Origin of the sequence: Actinomyces sp. Z5 (assembly GCF_003287795.1) — a bacterium.
GTDB lineage: Bacteria > Actinomycetota > Actinomycetes > Actinomycetales > Actinomycetaceae > Actinomyces > Actinomyces glycerinitolerans.
This window is the reverse complement of record NZ_QMIN01000071.1, coordinates 83,375-99,789: the sequence shown is the minus strand read 5'-3', so window position 1 is coordinate 99,789 and position 16,415 is coordinate 83,375. Positions and strand designations below refer to the sequence as shown.

At 67.1% G+C, this 16,415-nt stretch carries 14 protein-coding genes; 6 read left to right on the top strand and 8 right to left on the bottom strand.

The features are described 5' to 3' along the window. The first annotated feature begins 949 nt into the window (after nt 1-949). On the top strand, nt 950-1,651 hold the full coding sequence (locus tag DRB06_RS10135) for an ABC transporter ATP-binding protein (protein ID WP_073333665.1): 702 nt from the start codon (nt 950-952) through the stop codon (nt 1,649-1,651). A 5-nt stretch (nt 1,652-1,656) separates the two neighbouring features. Further along, nucleotides 1,657-3,393 (top strand): hypothetical protein, encoded by a 1,737-nt coding sequence (locus tag DRB06_RS10130; protein WP_111819861.1) that lies wholly within the window; start codon nt 1,657-1,659, stop codon nt 3,391-3,393. 622 nt (nt 3,394-4,015) lie between these two features. Here the strand turns inward: DRB06_RS10130 and DRB06_RS10125 are convergent. After that, nucleotides 4,016-4,684 (bottom strand): response regulator transcription factor, encoded by a 669-nt coding sequence (locus DRB06_RS10125; RefSeq protein ID WP_073333773.1) that lies wholly within the window; start codon nt 4,682-4,684, stop codon nt 4,016-4,018. Then, nucleotides 4,681-5,490, bottom strand: coding sequence for a histidine kinase (locus DRB06_RS10120; RefSeq protein ID WP_111819860.1), 810 nt, complete (start codon nt 5,488-5,490; stop codon nt 4,681-4,683). The genes DRB06_RS10125 and DRB06_RS10120 overlap by 4 nt, the downstream gene beginning before the upstream one ends. A 151-nt stretch (nt 5,491-5,641) precedes the next feature. Here DRB06_RS10120 and DRB06_RS10115 point away from each other — a divergent pair, with 151 nt between their 5' ends. Both DRB06_RS10115 and DRB06_RS10110 read left to right on the top strand, forming a co-directional pair. Continuing rightward, nucleotides 5,642-6,544 (top strand): ABC transporter ATP-binding protein, encoded by a 903-nt coding sequence (locus DRB06_RS10115; RefSeq protein ID WP_111819859.1) that lies wholly within the window; start codon nt 5,642-5,644, stop codon nt 6,542-6,544. Further along, nucleotides 6,541-7,284 carry an ABC transporter permease gene (locus tag DRB06_RS10110; protein ID WP_111819858.1) on the top strand — a complete coding sequence of 248 codons (744 nt, stop codon included), beginning with the start codon at nt 6,541-6,543 and terminating at the stop codon, nt 7,282-7,284. Before DRB06_RS10115 ends, DRB06_RS10110 begins: the two co-directional genes overlap by 4 nt. 176 nt (nt 7,285-7,460) lie before the next feature. Here DRB06_RS10110 and DRB06_RS10105 read toward each other — a convergent pair whose 3' ends face one another. The 3 genes from DRB06_RS10105 to DRB06_RS10095 form a co-directional block, all read right to left on the bottom strand. After that, nucleotides 7,461-10,166, bottom strand: a complete 2,706-nt coding sequence (locus tag DRB06_RS10105) for a cation-translocating P-type ATPase (protein ID WP_111819857.1) — start codon at nt 10,164-10,166, stop codon at nt 7,461-7,463. A gap of 25 nt (nt 10,167-10,191) precedes the next feature. Further along, complete coding sequence (locus DRB06_RS10100; RefSeq protein WP_073333677.1) at nt 10,192-10,455, bottom strand: heavy-metal-associated domain-containing protein; 264 nt, start codon at nt 10,453-10,455, stop codon at nt 10,192-10,194. A gap of 89 nt (nt 10,456-10,544) precedes the next feature. Next, entirely contained in the window at nt 10,545-10,826 is a 282-nt protein-coding gene (locus tag DRB06_RS10095) for a metal-sensitive transcriptional regulator (RefSeq protein WP_108965358.1), read from the bottom strand. Nucleotides 10,827-11,369: 543 nt separating this feature from the next. Between DRB06_RS10095 and DRB06_RS15855 the strand changes: the two genes are divergently transcribed. Then, nucleotides 11,370-12,092 carry a hypothetical protein gene (locus DRB06_RS15855; RefSeq protein WP_146750864.1) on the top strand — a complete coding sequence of 241 codons (723 nt, stop codon included), beginning with the start codon at nt 11,370-11,372 and terminating at the stop codon, nt 12,090-12,092. Between the two features lie 110 nt (nt 12,093-12,202). On the opposite strand, the gene purB is transcribed toward DRB06_RS15855, so the two are convergent. From purB to DRB06_RS16655, 3 genes are all read right to left on the bottom strand, one after another. Further along, a complete protein-coding gene (gene purB, locus DRB06_RS10085) occupies nt 12,203-13,627 on the bottom strand; it encodes an adenylosuccinate lyase (RefSeq protein WP_111819855.1) in 1,425 nt (474 codons plus the stop codon). A gap of 43 nt (nt 13,628-13,670) precedes the next feature. Then, the gene (locus DRB06_RS16660) at nt 13,671-14,627 is read right to left on the bottom strand and encodes an ATP-binding protein (RefSeq protein WP_258522231.1); all 957 of its coding nucleotides are present in this window, start codon (nt 14,625-14,627) and stop codon (nt 13,671-13,673) included. A 319-nt stretch (nt 14,628-14,946) separates the two neighbouring features. After that, a complete protein-coding gene (locus DRB06_RS16655; protein WP_258522230.1) occupies nt 14,947-15,375 on the bottom strand; it encodes a helix-turn-helix domain-containing protein in 429 nt (142 codons plus the stop codon). A gap of 192 nt (nt 15,376-15,567) precedes the next feature. Between DRB06_RS16655 and DRB06_RS10075 the strand changes: the two genes are divergently transcribed. Next, nucleotides 15,568-15,990 (top strand): GNAT family N-acetyltransferase, encoded by a 423-nt coding sequence (locus DRB06_RS10075; RefSeq protein WP_111819854.1) that lies wholly within the window; start codon nt 15,568-15,570, stop codon nt 15,988-15,990. Nucleotides 15,991-16,415 lie beyond the last annotated feature (425 nt).

Sequence of the window (16,415 nt, the reverse complement as noted above, 5' to 3'; positions counted from 1 at the left end):
CGATGGGAGGGGATGACGCTATGGAATGGAATACCGACTCATCCTTGGAGGTGAGCACGATTATGAGGCGCGTGACCGCGACCCTCGACGAGCACAATATGTGCGTCCTGGGCGCCGTGGGCGCACAGGAGCCCCGGCTTACGCCGTGCACGGATGAGGAGCAGGCTCCCCTCGGCTCCAAGTAGCGTGCATGGCCTACTGGGAGAAGAAGGTGTTTGTCCTGGAGGTCGAGACCATCGAACTCGTCGACACCCACCTTTGCGGCGGCACGATGCGCGTAGGCAGAGGGCCTCAGGGCTAGAGCAGCACTTTCTGTAGCGGGCGTGCGCCCGTGGTGGCCAATGCCTGGCGTGCCACGGTGTTTTGGGGCTTGGGAATGGCCATTCCCAAGCCCCAGAACCATCCCCTAAGTCCATAAACCGCCCCCCAGCCCAAAGATCCGGGGCCATCCCTGTGCGCTCCTGCCCAAGTTCCTGTGACCCTGACCGACCGACGAGGATCATCCGCACGGTGCGCGCCGTCCGCATCGCGCCCCTTCAGCGTTGTCACCGTGCGGTGGAACGGGGTCGGGCTCAGCATTCCAGCCAGACGGTGGTCGGCCCTGGAGTATCTCCTCCTTTAGTCTCATAAGTCTCGGCCGTTCTGACGATGGCAGCACCACGGCCGGTCAGCACACTTATCCCTGTCAGCAACTACGACGGGTACGGAGCTCACAGCATCCGCACCACTCACACCCGATAAGCAATACCCGAATGGACGCCAGGTTCACCTCCACCGCCGCCGCCAGGAGCGACCTCCTCGACGAGATCACCGAGGAGGAATACATCTGGGATGACCCGTAAGCCCAATGTCGGCCGTCACCGCGAAAGCGGCCTGACAAACACGCAACAACTGACTGTCCAAAAAACACCCAGCACTCCAAACCGTTCTCAACCATGGGAGTATCACCATGTCCATTGTCCTGACTGGCGTGTGCCAGGCCTATTCGGGCTTCGAGCTGCGCGACGTGTCCTTCGAGGTCTCTACCGGCGAGATCGTCGGTTTCCTGGGGCCCAACGGCGCGGGAAAGTCCACCACGTTGCGCATCCTGCTGGGCCTGGAGCGCCCGGCTCGGGGCACGGCTCTTATTGAGGGGACCCCTTACGCGAGGATGGCTCAGCCGATGCGCACCATCGGCTCCATCCTCGACGCCCAGTGGATCGCTGGGGGCCAGACGGTGACGCAGTACCTGAACTGGCTGGCCATCGCCGGGGGCCTGGACCGCTCCCGCATCCCCCTGCTGCTAGAGCAGGTCGACCTGGCCTACGCCGCCAAACGACGTGTCTCGCGCCTGTCCCTGGGCATGCGCCAGCGCCTGGGCCTGGCCGGAGCACTGCTGGGCGACCCGCGCTACCTCGTTCTGGACGAGCCGCTCAACGGACTGGACCCCGAGGGCATCCGCTGGTTCCGTGACCTGCTACGACAGCTACGAGACCAGGGCCGGGGCATCCTGTTGTCCTCCCACATCCTGACCGAGGTCTCCGCCGTAGCCGACCGCGTCGTCATGATCTCCAACGGACGCGTCACCGGCAGTGGCAGCCTGAGCGACTTCGAGGCGGAAGGCAGCCTGGAAGACGCCTTCTTCAAGCACCTCGCCCCCAAGGAGCGGTGATAGCGATGCGACTGCTCATCAGCGAGCTCTACAAGCTCTACGTCTATCGGTGGCCCGCTCTGCTGCTGGCCGGGGCACTGGTCGCTTGCGCCCTCCTGGACATCTACCTCGCCCTGGCGTACTCCTCCTCCGCCGGCTCCTATGTGAGCACGGCACTGAGCTTCAACGAGCTCGTCTGCCGCCTGGCGTGGTTCACCCTGCCCGTCCTGGTCTTGGCCGGTGACGCGCGTGATGGCATGCTGGCCAGTGTCGTCCTGGTCCGTCCGCGTCCGCGCGCGATCCTGGCCGCCAAGCTCGTCTCCTCCCTTGTCGCCGCCCAGGTCAGCGCCCTGGGGTCCCTGGTCCTCATCGCGGCCTTCATGCCGCTGGGAGGCTGGCCCGACGCCGCCACCGCCCTGGCCGCCGCCGCCCCGATGGCCGCTCGCTTGCTGGTGCTGCCGCCGCTGGCAGTGTGCTTCGGTTTTGGCGTGGCCGTCCTGGCCAACTTGAGGTCACTGCCGTGGGTGGCGACGGGACTGGTCCTCTGGAGCCAGGTGATCGAGAAGCTCCTCTTCACCGTCGTGGGCAACCTCGTGCCTCCGTCCGTCGGAGCGGCCCTGGCCCCGTATTCCGCCGCTGTCATGTGGTTGTACGGCGGCTGGGGCGAGATGGGCCTGCCTGCCTTTGACACCTGGGGCTTCCTGCCGCTGGCGGGCCTGGCCGCCCTCACCTGTGCGGCCGCCGCCTTCCTCCTCATGCGTACCGCCGACCCGGCCGGACGGCCCTGGGGCCTGCACACCGTCGCTCTGACCGCCGAGGCCGCACCCGCCATGAGCGCCACCCCGACGACGACCGCCTCCGCGCATACCGCCACGGCCGCAGCAACCCCGACGCGTCAGGCGGCCGACGGCGACGCCGCTCGCCCTCACCTGGTGGGAGCGCCTGCCCCCACTACCGGGGCCAGGTCCCGCAGGGGTGTGTTGGCTGATGTCCTGGCCTGGCTTTGGGCCAGTATGAGCGCCCACGGAGCGTTGCGGCGCACGCTGCTCCTGACCCTGTTCACCGCCGTCGCGAACGCCGCCATCACTGCCGGCGTGGTGGTCATCTTCGAGATCTCCCTGACCTCCTCCGGTGCCCTCAGTGACGCCGAGTCCGCGTTCGTGGCCGTCAGCAGCGGGTGGGGCATGCTCTGCCTGCCGTTGACCGTCCTGACCGGCTCGTGGACCTACCTGCGTCTCATCCAAACCCGCGAGCTGGCCCTGGTCTACACGGCTCTTCCGCGTCGAAGCGCCGTCATCACCGCCTGCGCGGTCCACGCCGGCCTCCAGGCGGCGGTGGTCACCCTGGTGTCCATCGCCGCGGGTCTTGCGGTCCTGAGCACTGCCACCAGCGTCAGCGCCGTCCTGGCCACTGCCGGTCTTACCCGGATGTTGGTCGCCGCCCCGCTGGGCGCCGTCCTCGCCCAGCTCAGCGTCATCGGAGCCGCCGTCCTCATCCGCCGGCCGATCCCCGCCCTGGCGGGCGTGGCCGGCTGGCTCCTGCTGGCTGAGCCCCTCCTCCAGAGCAGCAGCCCGGTCTTGGAGCGAGTAGTCGGCAGGCACACCATCAGCGCTCTGGTTGATAACCTCGTCAGTCCCAGCTCCTTCGCCGACGAGACCCTGAGCACCCCTTCGGCCGTCATGTGGCTCATCGCGCTTGCTGCCGTCCTCGTCACCACGGCGGTCGTCGTCGAGCGACGGCGCCCAGGAGTCATCGGGAACTGACCTGGACGGAGCACCATCCGCGCACCCTTTCAGGGTGGCCCTGGCCGGCGACGGCCTCACCGGCCAGGGCCACCCCTCTGTCCGGACGGCTGGCTCCAGCAGCGGGCGGCGAGACCGCCCCCCGCGCCCATGCGGAAGGGATCCAGGTTCTTGATCGCTGCTGGCCTGACAACCAGCAGCGGCACAACGCGCTTAGGTAGAGGGTCTCGAGGCAAGAGCACCGGGCCTGGGAATGGAAACCGTCCCCAGGCCCCAAACTATCCAAAATTAAAAGGACCGGTCAGTTGCGATATGAGACGATGTGGCATCCCCACTTCGGGTATGTGAATGATGCAGGCGAAATGGGCAGTGATGACTCGCTCGGTGAGGCGGTGACACGGATGGGAGATGGGGGTTCGGCAGGTGCTGCTGTGGCGGGACTTGCCAGCCCCGGGAGCGATACGGACATGGCGATGACAGAGGGGGTGCGAGGGGAACGTATGTGCGGTGACTTCCTATCGGTTGTGGATCCGGTGGGGTAGCCGCATCTTGTCCCACGTAGCTGTGTGGTCTGTTCATCATTGAGTCCCCACTCGATTCCGCCTTTCGAGAGAACCCGACGAGACGTAATGAGGAGGGACGACTAGCCGCCGATGCCCCGCTTGTACGCCTCGGTGACGATCTCCAGTCGGCTACCCACCCCCATCTTGCGCATAAGCGAGGAAACGTGAGTTTTGACGGTGGTCTCCGCAACGTTCATCTGGCGTGCAATCTGGCGGTTGGTGCGTGCCTGACACAGAAGCCGAAGCACTTCCCGCTCTCGCCCCGATAGATCGAGTTCCGCGGTGGAACCGGTACTGGGGCGCTGGCCACGCACGTAGCGGTCCAAGACGCGGCTGGTGGGTCCGGGCGAGAGGACCTTACCGCCCCCGTGGACGGTCCGAATCGCCGCCGCGATCTCGGCGGCAGGCGTGGTCTTGAGAAGGAAGCCCGAAGCGCCGGCGGCGATTCCGCCATCGAGGAAGGTATCGTCATCGAAGGTGGTCAATAGGAGTACCCGGGTATGACCGCCGGTGGCGAGGATCCGCGAGGTTGCTCCAATGCCATCCAGAACCGGCATCTGGATGTCCATGAGTACGACGTCCACCATGTGGTCGTGGACAAGATCAACCGCCTCGGCGCCGTTGGTGGCGGTGGCCACTATTTCGATACCGTTTTCCCGACCGAGGAGCATGGATAGCGAGTCGAGCACGATGGCGTCGTCATCCACGATGACAACGCGGATCGGACTGGGCTGGGTGTTTTGGCTCACGGTTTGCCCTTTTCGTTGGTCGGTGTGAGGGTGAGGGTGGTGGTTAGGTCGGGTGTGGGGGGTGCGGGGTCTAGTGGGGTGTTGGTGTCTTGTCTCAGGAGGCGCAGCATGGTGCGCAGGTCGAGGACTGATTGGTGGCCGGTGGTGATGATGTCGTCTAGGGCGGTGTTGATCTGGTCGGTGTGGTTGGGGTTGTGGAGGTGGGCTTGTGCTTGTTGGGCGCGCAGGACGATTTGGGTGTTGGCGCGGGCGAGGGTGTCGTGGAGTTCGCGGGCGATGAGGGCGCGCTGCTCGCGCAGGGCTTGGGCGTGAGCGGCCTGGGCCCGGGAGACGTTGGCGTCAGCAAGCCGCAGAGGTGCGGCGATACCCATACAGACGGCAATCCACAACACCTGGCTGATGAACAGGTCATTCATCTTCGTTCCCGCCTGCCAGGCTAGGAGGTTGCCGGCCACCATGGCCATCACAATGACAATAGCCTGCCGATACCCACCCCGACGAACGAGTACGTACACGGCGAACCATCCGGCCATCACCAATCCGGGTCCCTGAGCGTCTACGAGCCCGTGTGCTGCGCCTAGTGCGAGGATGATCGTGGCGGTCCAGGGGCGTCGGGGGATCAACAGCAGCGCCCACGACACCACTAAACCCACCGCGTCGGTGAAAGTGAACCTCTGGAACAGCACCGGCAACGCGGAGAAGGCCAGGCTGAAGGCCGTGAAGACGCTGAGTTCACGGTGGGCGTGCCACGCAGCACGAAGCCGACTCGGCGCGGCGTCGAGCACTGGACGAGGCAGGGTCGGCATGGGAGACCTTTCAAGACTGCCCACAGACTAGCCCACATCATGAGCCTCCTACCAAAGTAGGAGTGGTCGTGGAGGGAAGCCGGAACAGCCGGCTCCCGCTGCTGTGTCATGGTCGAGTTATCCGAAGGCTCGACCATGAAAGGAGACTGTCGTGCAGCCGGTGGTTGTTCTCGGCGTGTGCCAGTCATATGCGGGACGCCAGGTGCTGCGGGACGTGGATCTGGTGGTGGAGCGGGGGGCGTTCCACGGTGTGATCGGTCCCAATGGTGCTGGTAAGACGACGCTGGTGGAGATCATCCAGGGTGCGCGCCGTGCTCAGGCGGGCAGTGTGGAGCTGCTGGGTCGGGCACCGTTGCCGCGTGATCCGCGTCTGCTGGTGCGGGTGGGGATTCAGCCGCAGGCCACGGCCTTCTTTTCTCGTGCCACGGTGTGGGAGCACCTTTCCGCCATCGCCGCGATATTCGGCGCCTCACAAGCACGGGCTGAGCAACTCATTGAGGCCATGGGTCTGGGACACGTGCGCAACTCGCGTGTGGAGCGGACTTCTGGTGGTGAGCGGCAGAAGTTGGCGGTGGCCTCGGCGATGGTGCATCGGCCGGAGGTGTTGTTCTTGGATGAGCCGACGGCGGCTCTGGATGCGACGGCTCGTCATGACCTGGTGGCCATGCTGGCGTCGGCGCGTGAGGAGGGCACGACGGTGGTGTATACGACTCACCATCTGGAGGAGGTCGAGCGCCTGTGCGATGTGGTCACCATTCTTGATGGTGGCCGGGTGGTGACGACGGCCTCTCCCTCTGCTCTGGTTGCCGGTGTGGGTAGTGATGCCTCGGTGCTGCTGCCCGGGGCGGTGCCGTATTTGGAGGCGGTGACCGGCCTGGATGTGGTGACGGCTGCGACCGTGAGTGCGGACGGGTTGGTGGTTCACGTGCGTGACGTGGGTGAGGCGTTTGCGGCTCTCGGTGCTGCGGGTGTGCCGACCGCAGGCGCGCAGGTGCATGGCCCGACTCTGGAGGATGCGTTTACGGACCTCACAGGAAAGGAGTACGAGTCATGACTCCCTTCAAAGCCCTAACAGTTTCCCTGGCGCGCACCAATCTGCGTGATCCGGCCACCATGTTCTTCTCCTATGTATTACCTCCGGCACTGCTGGTTGTCCTTGCCTTGACCATGGGTGACCAACCAGGGATGGACGGCCATGACATCGTTGACCTCATCAGCCCCAACGTCATGGGCTTTGGAGTGGCTTTTGTTGGCATGTTCGCCGGTGCCGTAACAATTGTCGAGTGGCGGGAGAACGGAGTCGGACGTGTTCTGCGCAGCGCGCCAATGACCGTGAGCTCAATCCTCGCCTCGGCGCTGGCCGTCGCCGTCGCCTCCGCTCTCGTGCAGGCGGTGCTCGTCGTGCTCACCGGGTTTTTGCCGGCGGTCGGCGTGACGTTGTCGCCATGGGCGATCTTAACCGTGGTGCCGGTGTTCTTGGGCACTTTAGTCTTCTACTCGCTGGGCATGCTCGTCGGCCTGGTGCTGCCCACCGTCACCGCAGTCTCCCTGGCGGTTATGATCATGGTTCTGCCCATGGGCTTCACCTCCGGTGCGGTGCTGCCGCTGAAGATTCTGCCGGGATGGATGCAGACGCTTTCTGGCTTCCTGCCGCTGACCTACCTGCTTGACGCGTTGCGCTGGCCGCTGACGGGCGTTGCCGAGCCGAGTGACGCGCTGATCGGGCTCGGCGTCACTGGCGTCGTCGGGGCGGCACTGTTTTGGGCAGCCACCAAGCTGATGCGCTGGACGTGAGATGCTGGAGCGGACCGTCCTCGGCGCGTGCCGCGTCGGCTGCTGGGGCTGACCGTTGTCGGAGTTACATTGGGCGGTGGGGCGTAGTGGTGGCTGCGCTCCTCCGGGGCAGCGGCCGGCAACCAGCCAGCAACAGCAGCCGATAATCCGGAGGTAGTCAGGGTAATGTCCTCCAGCTATTTTCCGGCGCTGCGCAGGCGCAGGGAGTTGGTGACCACGATGACGCTGGAGGCGGCCATGGCGGCGCCGGCGATCATCGGGTTGAGCATTCCGGCTGCGGCCAGGGGGATCGCGGCCACGTTGTAGGCGAAGGCCCAGAACAGGTTCTGTTTGATGATTCGCAGCGTGTCCCGGCTGATGCGGATGGCCGTCACCACGGCGTCCAGGTCGGCGCGCACCAGGGTGATGTCCGCGGCCTCGATGGCCACGTCCGTGCCCGACCCCATGGCGAAGCCGAGCCCGCGCGTGCCCGCCTGAGCCAGGGCCGCGGCGTCATTGACGCCATCGCCGACCATGCCCACCACGCGGCCCTCGTCTTGCAGACCGGCGATCACATCGCGCTTGTCGCCCGGCAGCACCTCGGCGCGCACGTCGGCGGCGTCGATACCGACCTCCCGAGCCACCCGGGCGGCGGTGCGGCGGTTGTCACCGGTCAGCAGCATCGGCCGGACGCCGAGCTCGCGCAGTGCGGCAACCGCCTCCCGGGAGGAGGAGCGCACCGTATCCCGCACGGACAGCACCGCCCGGGCGACGCCGTCCACGGCGAGTACGACGGCCGTCGCCCCGGACTCCTGCGCGGCGGCGACGGCGTCGGTCGCCTGCGTGGGCAGGTCCACGCCCTGCTCCGCCAGCCAGGCGGGGCGGCCCACCCGGACCCGGTAGGCGGTTCCGTCCAGTGACACGGTGCCGGACACGCCCCGCCCCTCGTGGTTGGAGAAGTCCCGCACCGCCGGTACCTGCTCGAGCCGTTCCTTGGCGGCCTCGGTGATCGCCCGGGCCACCGGATGCTCGCTGGCGGCCTCCACGCTTCCCGCCAGGGCGAGGGCGGCGGCCTGTGTACCGCTGAGCCCCGGGGCGGGGTGGGAGAGGTCCTCGAAGGCGTGGTGGGGCTGGCGGGAGCGATCCGAGGAACGAGGATCGCGGATGGTATCCGAGAGGGTTTCTCCCACCCCGCCCTCTACTTCGGCGGCGTCCCAGGTGACGATCCCGTCGGCGTCCAGGCGCATGCGGCCCTCGGTGACGGTGCCGGTCTTGTCCAGCACGATCGTGTCCAGCGTGCGCGTGGACTCCAGCACCTCCGGGCCCTTGATGACCACGCCGAGCTGGGCGGCGCGCCCGGAGCCGACCAGCAGCGCCGTCGGCGTCGCCAGCCCCAGGGCGCAGGGGCAGGCGATCACCAGCACGGCAACGGCGGCCATGAATGCGTGCTGCGCCGGGTGCCCCAGCAGCAGCCACACCGCCAGCGTGGCCAGGGCCAGTACGATCACCGCGGGCACGAACACCCCGGAGATGCGGTCGGCCAGCCGCTGCACGGGCGCCTTGCCGGCCTGCGCGTCGGTGACCATTGCGCCGATGCGCGCCAGCGAGGTCCCCGCGCCCACCGCCGTCGCCCGCACCAGCAGCACGCCGGAGGTGTTCATGCAGCCGCCGGTGACGGCGTCGCCGGGGCCGGTCTCCACCGGCACGGATTCACCGGTGAGCATGGACGCGTCCACGGCGGAGCGGCCCTCGATGACCACGCCGTCGGTGGCGATCTTCTCGCCCGGCCGCACCACGAACAGGTCTCCGGCGGCCAAGGCGTCTATCGCGACCGTCTCCTCGGAGCGGGTGGCATCGGGTAGGGGGGCGCCGTCGTCGTCGAGCACGTCGACGGCGTCGGTGGAACCGGCGGGGGAGGTCAGTGTGACCCGGGTGGCCTGGGTGGCGCCTAGCTGAAGCAGGGCGCGCAGAGCGTCGCCGGAGCGGAAGCGGGCGCGTGCCTCCGCGTAACGGCCCGCCAGCAGGAAGGTGGTCACCCAGGCGGCGGACTCGAAGTACATGTGCACCTGGTGCCCCTGGGCGCGCGGGATGAACTCCATGCTCATGCGCATGCCCAGTTCGCCGGCGCCGCCGAAGAGCAGTGCCCACAGACTCCAGCCGGTCGCGGCGATCACGCCCAGCGACACCAGCGTGTCCATGGTGAAGGCACCGTGGCGGATCGCCCGGAAGGCCGCCTGGTGGAAGGGCCAGGCGCCCCAGGTCGCCACCGGCAGGGCCAACGCCGCCAGCACCCACTGCCAGCCGGTGAACTGCAGCACCGGAAGCATTGACAGCGCCATCACCGGGATCGACAGCACCAGACTGACGATCAGTCGGGTGCGCAGGTACTCGGCGCGGTCGGCCTGCGACTGGCCGAACACGGGGGGCGGTGTCGGCGGCGTCGCGGAGTCCGGGGCAGTCGACGTGCCGACGGGCCCGGTGTCGGCGGCGGTATCGGTATTCGGGAGGAGTGCCCCGGCGTTGTCGGACTCGGAGGTGCTCGCCGTACCGGATCCGGGAGCCCGCTCGGCGCGGGCTTCGGCGGTGGTGTTGGAAGTGGCGTCGGGCGCCGGGGCGCCGTCGTCGGCGCGGAGCTCGGTACGGTCGGTGACGGTGGCCGTATAACCGGCCCGGGCTACCGCGTTGATCAGTTCCTCGTTGGACACCGGCTGCGTCAGCGTGACCTTCGCGGACTCGGTGGCGAGGTTTACGGAGGCCTCGACCCCGTCGAGCTTGCCCAGCTTCTTCTCCACGCGCGCCACGCAGGAGGCACAGGTCATCCCCCCGACCGCGAGGTCGACGGTGGCGACCGGCGCCGGGCTGGGGGCGAGGTCGGTGGTGGTGGGCTGAGTCGGCTCAGACATGTGTTGATCGGCCTCCAGTGTGAGCTCAGGCGGCGTCGCGTTCGACGGCGTCGAGGGTGTAGGCGCCCGCCTCGTCAATGGCCTCGGCCAGGGCGGCGTCGGACAGGACGACGTCGGAGACGACCGTGGCCACGGACTGGCCGCCCTTGTTGAGAATGACGGAGACGTTCTTGACGCCGTCGAGGGCCTCCAGCTCCTCGGTTACATGGGTGACGCAGTGGTCGCAGGTCATCCCCGAGATCCTCAGGGTGGTGGTGCGGTCGACGCCGTCGGCGGTGAACTCGGACATGATGGGCTCCTTGATTTCGGTGTGCGGTTTTGGGTCTGGCTTGCGGGCGGCGGATGCCGGCGTGGGCGGGCGCAGCCCGCGAGGCGGGGTCAGGACTTGACCAGGCGGGCGATCGCGTCGGAGGCCTCGCGGATCTTGGCGCGGCCCTCCTCGTCGGAGGACTGCGCCGCGTGCAGGACACAGTGGTTCATGTGATCCTCGAGCAGGCCGAGGCTGACGGCCTGTAGCGCCTTGGTGACCGCGGAAACCTGGGTGAGTACGTCGATGCAGTAGGCGTCCTCCTGGACCATGCGCGAGATGCCGCGCACCTGGCCCTCGATGCGGCTGAGCCGCTTGAGGTAGTCCTCCTTGGTTCCCGTATATCCGGCCATCACTCCTCCTGCCCGTACGTGGTGCACGTAGTGCCGGCCGATCTGTGCTGACCGACGGCCCTTACGATACCCCTAGGGGGTAGGGGTTGCAATGCCCGTTGGGTGGACCGGACACCTCACCACGAACGCTTGCTGCGACCCTTCGCCTCCTGGTGTACGGGAGTTTGCCGCACACCAGAGAACAAAGCCTCGGAGCAGGGTGCAAAGTGTCGGGGAAGGCGACGGATTCGGCGGCTGGCACCCGATGTCTGAAATCTGGCTGCTTGCAGCTGCATTCAGTGGGGGAGGTGGCGAGACCCAAGCAGATGGCACGCAGGTGGTGTCACAAAGTGCACCACTTTCATTCGTGTCGATGTACGGCCGACACTGTGATCCGCGTAATCATGCGGATGTCCGTAGAGGGTCACCCACGGCCTGTGCTGAAACTGGTGCATTCCGTGACAGCGATGCGGGTGGTTCCCCGTATCGAGGCTCTCGTCAGGAGGAGAGTGTGGGAGGGATGATGCCTGGGCTGAGATGCATCGGCTGTGGGATGCTGGTCATATGACTGAGCAGCGCGTCCCCGCGGACCTGGAGGCCTCATGGGCTCCGATCGGCTGGGAACCCAGCGACATCGGCTTCGACGACGCCCCCTTCGGCAGTGTCCTGGGCGACCCGCTCATGGGCTCGCCCATCTTCGACGTCTCGGTGCTAGACGCCGCGCCCGCGTCCGACGTCGAGGGCGCCCAACCGCGCCCCGCGCAAACATCCGGCGCGTCGCGTCCCGCTGCAACGGCACCACCCAGTAGCCGCACGCAGCACCAGCAGACGACGCAGCGGGCCAGCCACCGTCAGTCCACTGCTCGCCCCCAGGCGCAGCCCCCCTCACGGCCTGTTTCCGCCCCTTCCGGCTATGGGCTGACGCCTACGGCGTCCGGTAGTGGACCCGTGGGGCTGCCCGGCACAACGCCGACGCAGGCCGCTCCCGGTGCCGCGGGCCGGAGCCCTTACCCACGCCCGCAGGTGCGAATGCCCCAGCAGCCCGGTGCGGCCGTGTCGGCCAACGCGGCGCAGAACGTACCGCAGGCACCGCGGCCGCGTCCGCCGGCCCGGCAGGATCCCTACGGACGCCCTCCGGCCTCGGCGCCAAACGGCTCACGCCCGGCACCCCAACCGCGCAATCAGAGCAATCAGAACCAAGACACCAGCAACATCGAGAAGCTGGTGGCAACCGGGATCGGCTGGGTGGTCTTCATCCTGATCATGATCGTCTTCGCCAGCATGTGAGGCCCCGCCGCGCCTCGACGCCCGAGTCGTCTGGGCGCGTCGTCGCATACGGCGCACGCCGTCGTCGAAGGCGGCACCATCGCAGGTCGGCGCTCCTGCGGCACTGCGGCTCAGTCGTCCAGGTGACCAACCAGGCGGGCGGCCAGGCCCGTGTAGGTCGCGGGCGTCAGCGCCAGCAACCGCGCCTCGACGTCGGCGGGCATGCCCAGAGAGGAGATGAACTCGCGCATGGAGGCGGCCGTGACCCGCTTGCCGCGCGTGAGTTCCTTGAGCCGCTCGTAGGGGTCGGCCATGCCGGTGGCCCCGGCCACCGACGCCGCGCGCATGGCTTGCTGCACCGGCTCGCCCAGGACCTCCCAGGTGGCGTCGAGGTCCTCCGCCAGGCGGGAGTGGTCGACGTCGAGCCCGGCCAGGCCGCGGCGAATGTTGTCGATCGCCAGCAGCGAGTGCCCGAAGGCCACGCCCACGTTGCGCTGGGTGGTGGAGTCCGTCAGATCGCGCTGCAGGCGGGAAGTGACCAGGGTGGCGGCGAGCGTATCCAGCAGGGAGCAGGAGATCTCCAGGTTCGCCTCCCCGTTCTCGAAGCGGATCGGGTTGACCTTGTGCGGCATGGTGGAGGAGCCGGTGGACCCCTGCGCACTCAGGCGCTGGCGGAAGTAGCCCAGCGAGATGTAGGTCCAGACATCGGTGGCCAGATTGTGGGCGATCCGGTTGAAGCGGGCGACGTCGGCGTACAGCTCCGCCTGCCAGTCGTGGGACTCGATCTGGGTGGTGAGCGGATTCCAGGTCAGGCCCAGGGACTCGACGAAGGCGCGGGCGATCTGCTCCCAGTCGGCGCCGGGCACCGCGACCACGTGCGCGCCGAAGGTGCCGGTGGCGCCGTTGATCTTGCCCAGGTACTCGGCGGCCTCCACCCGCGTGGCCTGGCGGCGCAGCCGATGGGCCAGAACCGCCAGTTCCTTGCCGAGCGTGGTGGGGGTGGCCGGCTGGCCGTGGGTGCGGGCGAGCATGGCGGCGTCGGCGTGCTCGCGGGCCATGGCGGCCAGGTCGTCCACCAGCCCGCGGGCCGCCGGCAGCCAGACCTGCGCGACGGCGTCGCGAATGGTCAGCGCGTAGGCGAGGTTGTTGATGTCCTCGCTGGTGCAGAAGATGTGGACGATCTCGTGCACCTCGGGCAGCGCCGTGGCGCCCAGGACGTCCGGGGCGGCGTCCAGGCGCCGCTTGAGCAGGTACTCCACCGCCTTGACGTCGTGGCGGGTGACCGCCTCGATCTCGGCCAGCTCGGCGATCTCCGCCGCGCCGAAGGAGTCGACGACGCCGCGCAGGTAGGTCTTCTCGGCGTCGGACAGCGTGGGGGCGCCGGGCAGCACCCGGTGGTCGGTGAGGTGGATGAGCCACTCGACCTCCACGCGCAGGCGTGCCCGGTTCAGGGCCGCCTCGGACAGGTAGTTGACCAGTGGCGCGGCGGCGGCGCGGTAGCGGCCGTCGAGCGGGCCGAGGGCGATGGCTGGGGAGACGGTGGCGAGGTCGACCATGACGCCGATTCTGCCAGCTGCGGCGGTGGCGGGGGCGGGCGTCTCAGACGGGAGTCAAGCGCGACGTAGTGACGGTAGAACCCTGGCGTCCCTGGAACACGATGAAGCCCGCTGTCTTCAGATGATCAAGCGCCCATTTGACCTGGCGGCCGGTCAATCCCGTCGCCTCGGTGATCTGCGCGCGCGTTTTCGGTGTGGTCAGACAGGACCAGACCGCGGCGGCATTGGCGGAAACAGCGATTACTTCCTCAGGAACCTGGTCTTCGACCTCGTGGTTCGAGTGTTCCGAGCTGTCGGGCTGTTGTTCGATCGGGGCGAGAGCATAAGACGTTGAGCCCTTCGTTCCTGAAACTTCGGCGAGCCCCAGGTTGACAAGCTCCTGCAGCTGTCGCCGCGCTTGCGCGGAGTCAAGGCCGAATCGACGTCGATGGGTGGAGTTTGTCCAGGATCGGCCGTGTCTCATCTCTGCCAGGGCATGACGCTGGTCGACTCCAAACCCCTCGGTGTCGAGGTCGGCGAGCCAAGTCAGATCGGCCGGCGATAGCAGGACCGCCCTCGGCAACAGCGCCGTGAATCGTACGCCGGTGTCCTGGAAGCGGACAGGCTCCATATCGGCTTGGCGCAGGGCTTCGCGCACAGCACGGATGCCGGTTCCCAGACCCTCAATCATGCGACGTCCATCGGCGTCGGTGGTGAAAGTACAGATGTCGTACAGGCGCTCGTTGACGGCCGACTTACCGTCACGAGTACCCAACTGATCCACGGTCAGTCCCCACAGGCCGCCGGGGCTTGAGATGATGAGACGGTCGCGCGTCAGGCGGATCTCCACTCCTTTCGATAAGGCTGGCTCAGACAGATCGCGGTGGACCAGCGCGTTAGCAATCAGTTCGCGAACGGCGACCGGCGGGTATTCGTACACGTTGCGGGCGTGTCCGTACTCGCCGAGCTCGATGTTGGTGCGCGCATTCTGAGACACCCACTCAACGGCTGCGGTAAGCATTCGCGGAATCGGTCCGTCGATCCTGAGCCGGTCGGTGGCCCGTGAGCCGCCTTCATCGCCTGTGGCCACCGCCGTGATTGCCAGAGTAGGGAACTGTCTCTGCGGGTAGGGCGTACAGGCCGGCTACCGTTGCTACGCGCTCCTCCGTCAGGATGTTCAGGTTGAGCAGGACGTCTGCGTCCGACTGTTCCCTCAGTGCGGTTGACTCCGCCCGTGCGTTGCGTATGAAGCTCTTTACCAGGTCCGGGTCGAGATTATCTATCGAGGTACCCGGGACAGAAAGCGTGTCCCCACGGGGACGTTGATGACGTATCAGGAGTTACTGCTCCTCCTGGAGTGACATCCAATAATCGCCGTCGTACTGACGCAGATAGGAGGCGCCGTTCTCCTTCCAACGGCAGGGCTTGGCGTTGGTCGGCACCTCCTGCACATTCGCTACGACCACCGTCCTGCTCTCGAGCTCTATGCTGCGGACGTCGACCAGGATCTCGGTGGAGAATCCCTGACGGGCCTGAGAGACCAGTGCCTGAATCTGCTCGCGTGGATCCTGGAGCCCGACGACTGCTACCGGGTTCACCCCGAGGAGGATTGTGCCCCCGCTGGGGAGGTCGGCAAAGGCAGACAGGGGCTGGCCGAGCGCATCGCGGGAGTACTCGGAAAAGGTCTTCGCCTCAAGATCCAGGCAGTCGCCGCCCTCGAGTTCGAGTCGGGCGAGAGCCTCCAAGAGATCCTGCTCGTCGACAATCATGTACAAGAGTGTGTAAGAGTCCGTGCTGAGTGTACAAGAGGCGAGGTGCGACTGTATAAGAGTGTCTATGAGGCTGTACAAGAGCGTATAAGAGGCGCACGGACTGTTCGTTGTCCACGCGCCGGACTTCGTTGGTCAGGACAGGCTGTGAGCGTCGACAGGAGGCCGGCAACGGCGCCCTAGCATGGCGCCATGTCCGAAGAAGTGCGGCAGTTGACCGCGGGCGACCTGGCGAGTAACGAGATGCACGCATTGATGCGTGAGGCCGCTGGACTTCCCGGTGCCGAGATCCGCAGGATCCTCGCAGAGGAGCTACCCGGCATGGTTGTCTTCGGCACCGGGGCAGAGGGGCATCCCTCCTCCATGGCCGCGTGCGTAGTACAAAGGGACCACGTGCTGCTGGAGTACCTCGCCGTGGCCGCCGGTTCGCGCGGGCGCGGGATCGGCCGCCTACTGGTGGGCCAGGCTGCCCGGCTGGGCTCCCTCGTGGTCGCGGAGACCGCCGACGACGCCGTCGACTTCTACCGTGCCCTGGGTTTTCAGGTTGCGCCCGCACTCGAGGACCCGCGTTGGCCCGGCTGCGCCCGCTATCGGTGTGTGCTGAATCAGCGATGATTGGCCGGGACGACGCCGTACCTGTCACGACCCTGCCGGAGGCGTAGGCCCGTGTGATCCGATGCGACGATTCGAGCGTTGACGTGACGGTTCGGCAGGTAGCCCCGACGATTCGCTGTGAATGGCGACGGTTCGTCATGAACGGCGACGGTTCGGGCGTCTACCTCACGGACCGTCGCAGCAAGTGGCGAATCGTCGCCCTTAACGGGCTCTTCGCGTTGGTGGGTGTGGTTGGTGGGGGTGGGTGCTGTCAGCTGGAGTGCGGGGGTCGGGCCTTTTCATTGATGCCTGGGTCAGTAGCGTTTGAGGTGCGTGTGCTGTGGCTGGCGGCGGGTGCATCGCCAACGCCGGGCTCCCGGGGTGCGTCTGCTACGTCGCTTCGCTGCCGGGCGCGGGTCGGTCGGGGTGCTGGGAGGGGGTGGGTT

Excerpts from the sequence above, each read along its gene's own strand:
- DRB06_RS10075 (WP_111819854.1), top strand. The coding sequence starts at position 15,568 with ATGTCCGAAGAAGTGCGGCAGTTGACCGCGGGCGACCTGGCGAGTAAC.
- DRB06_RS16660 (WP_258522231.1), bottom strand. The coding sequence starts at position 14,627 with ATGCTTACCGCAGCCGTTGAGTGGGTGTCTCAGAATGCGCGCACCAAC.
- purB (WP_111819855.1), bottom strand. The coding sequence starts at position 13,627 with ATGGTCGACCTCGCCACCGTCTCCCCAGCCATCGCCCTCGGCCCGCTC.
- DRB06_RS15855 (WP_146750864.1), top strand. The coding sequence starts at position 11,370 with ATGACTGAGCAGCGCGTCCCCGCGGACCTGGAGGCCTCATGGGCTCCG.
- DRB06_RS10110 (WP_111819858.1), top strand. The coding sequence starts at position 6,541 with ATGACTCCCTTCAAAGCCCTAACAGTTTCCCTGGCGCGCACCAATCTG.
- DRB06_RS10105 (WP_111819857.1), bottom strand. The coding sequence starts at position 10,166 with ATGTCTGAGCCGACTCAGCCCACCACCACCGACCTCGCCCCCAGCCCG.
- DRB06_RS10120 (WP_111819860.1), bottom strand. The coding sequence starts at position 5,490 with ATGCCGACCCTGCCTCGTCCAGTGCTCGACGCCGCGCCGAGTCGGCTT.
- DRB06_RS16655 (WP_258522230.1), bottom strand. The coding sequence starts at position 15,375 with ATGATTGTCGACGAGCAGGATCTCTTGGAGGCTCTCGCCCGACTCGAA.
- DRB06_RS10130 (WP_111819861.1), top strand. The coding sequence starts at position 1,657 with ATGCGACTGCTCATCAGCGAGCTCTACAAGCTCTACGTCTATCGGTGG.
- DRB06_RS10100 (WP_073333677.1), bottom strand. The coding sequence starts at position 10,455 with ATGTCCGAGTTCACCGCCGACGGCGTCGACCGCACCACCACCCTGAGG.
- DRB06_RS10095 (WP_108965358.1), bottom strand. The coding sequence starts at position 10,826 with ATGGCCGGATATACGGGAACCAAGGAGGACTACCTCAAGCGGCTCAGC.
- DRB06_RS10135 (WP_073333665.1), top strand. The coding sequence starts at position 950 with ATGTCCATTGTCCTGACTGGCGTGTGCCAGGCCTATTCGGGCTTCGAG.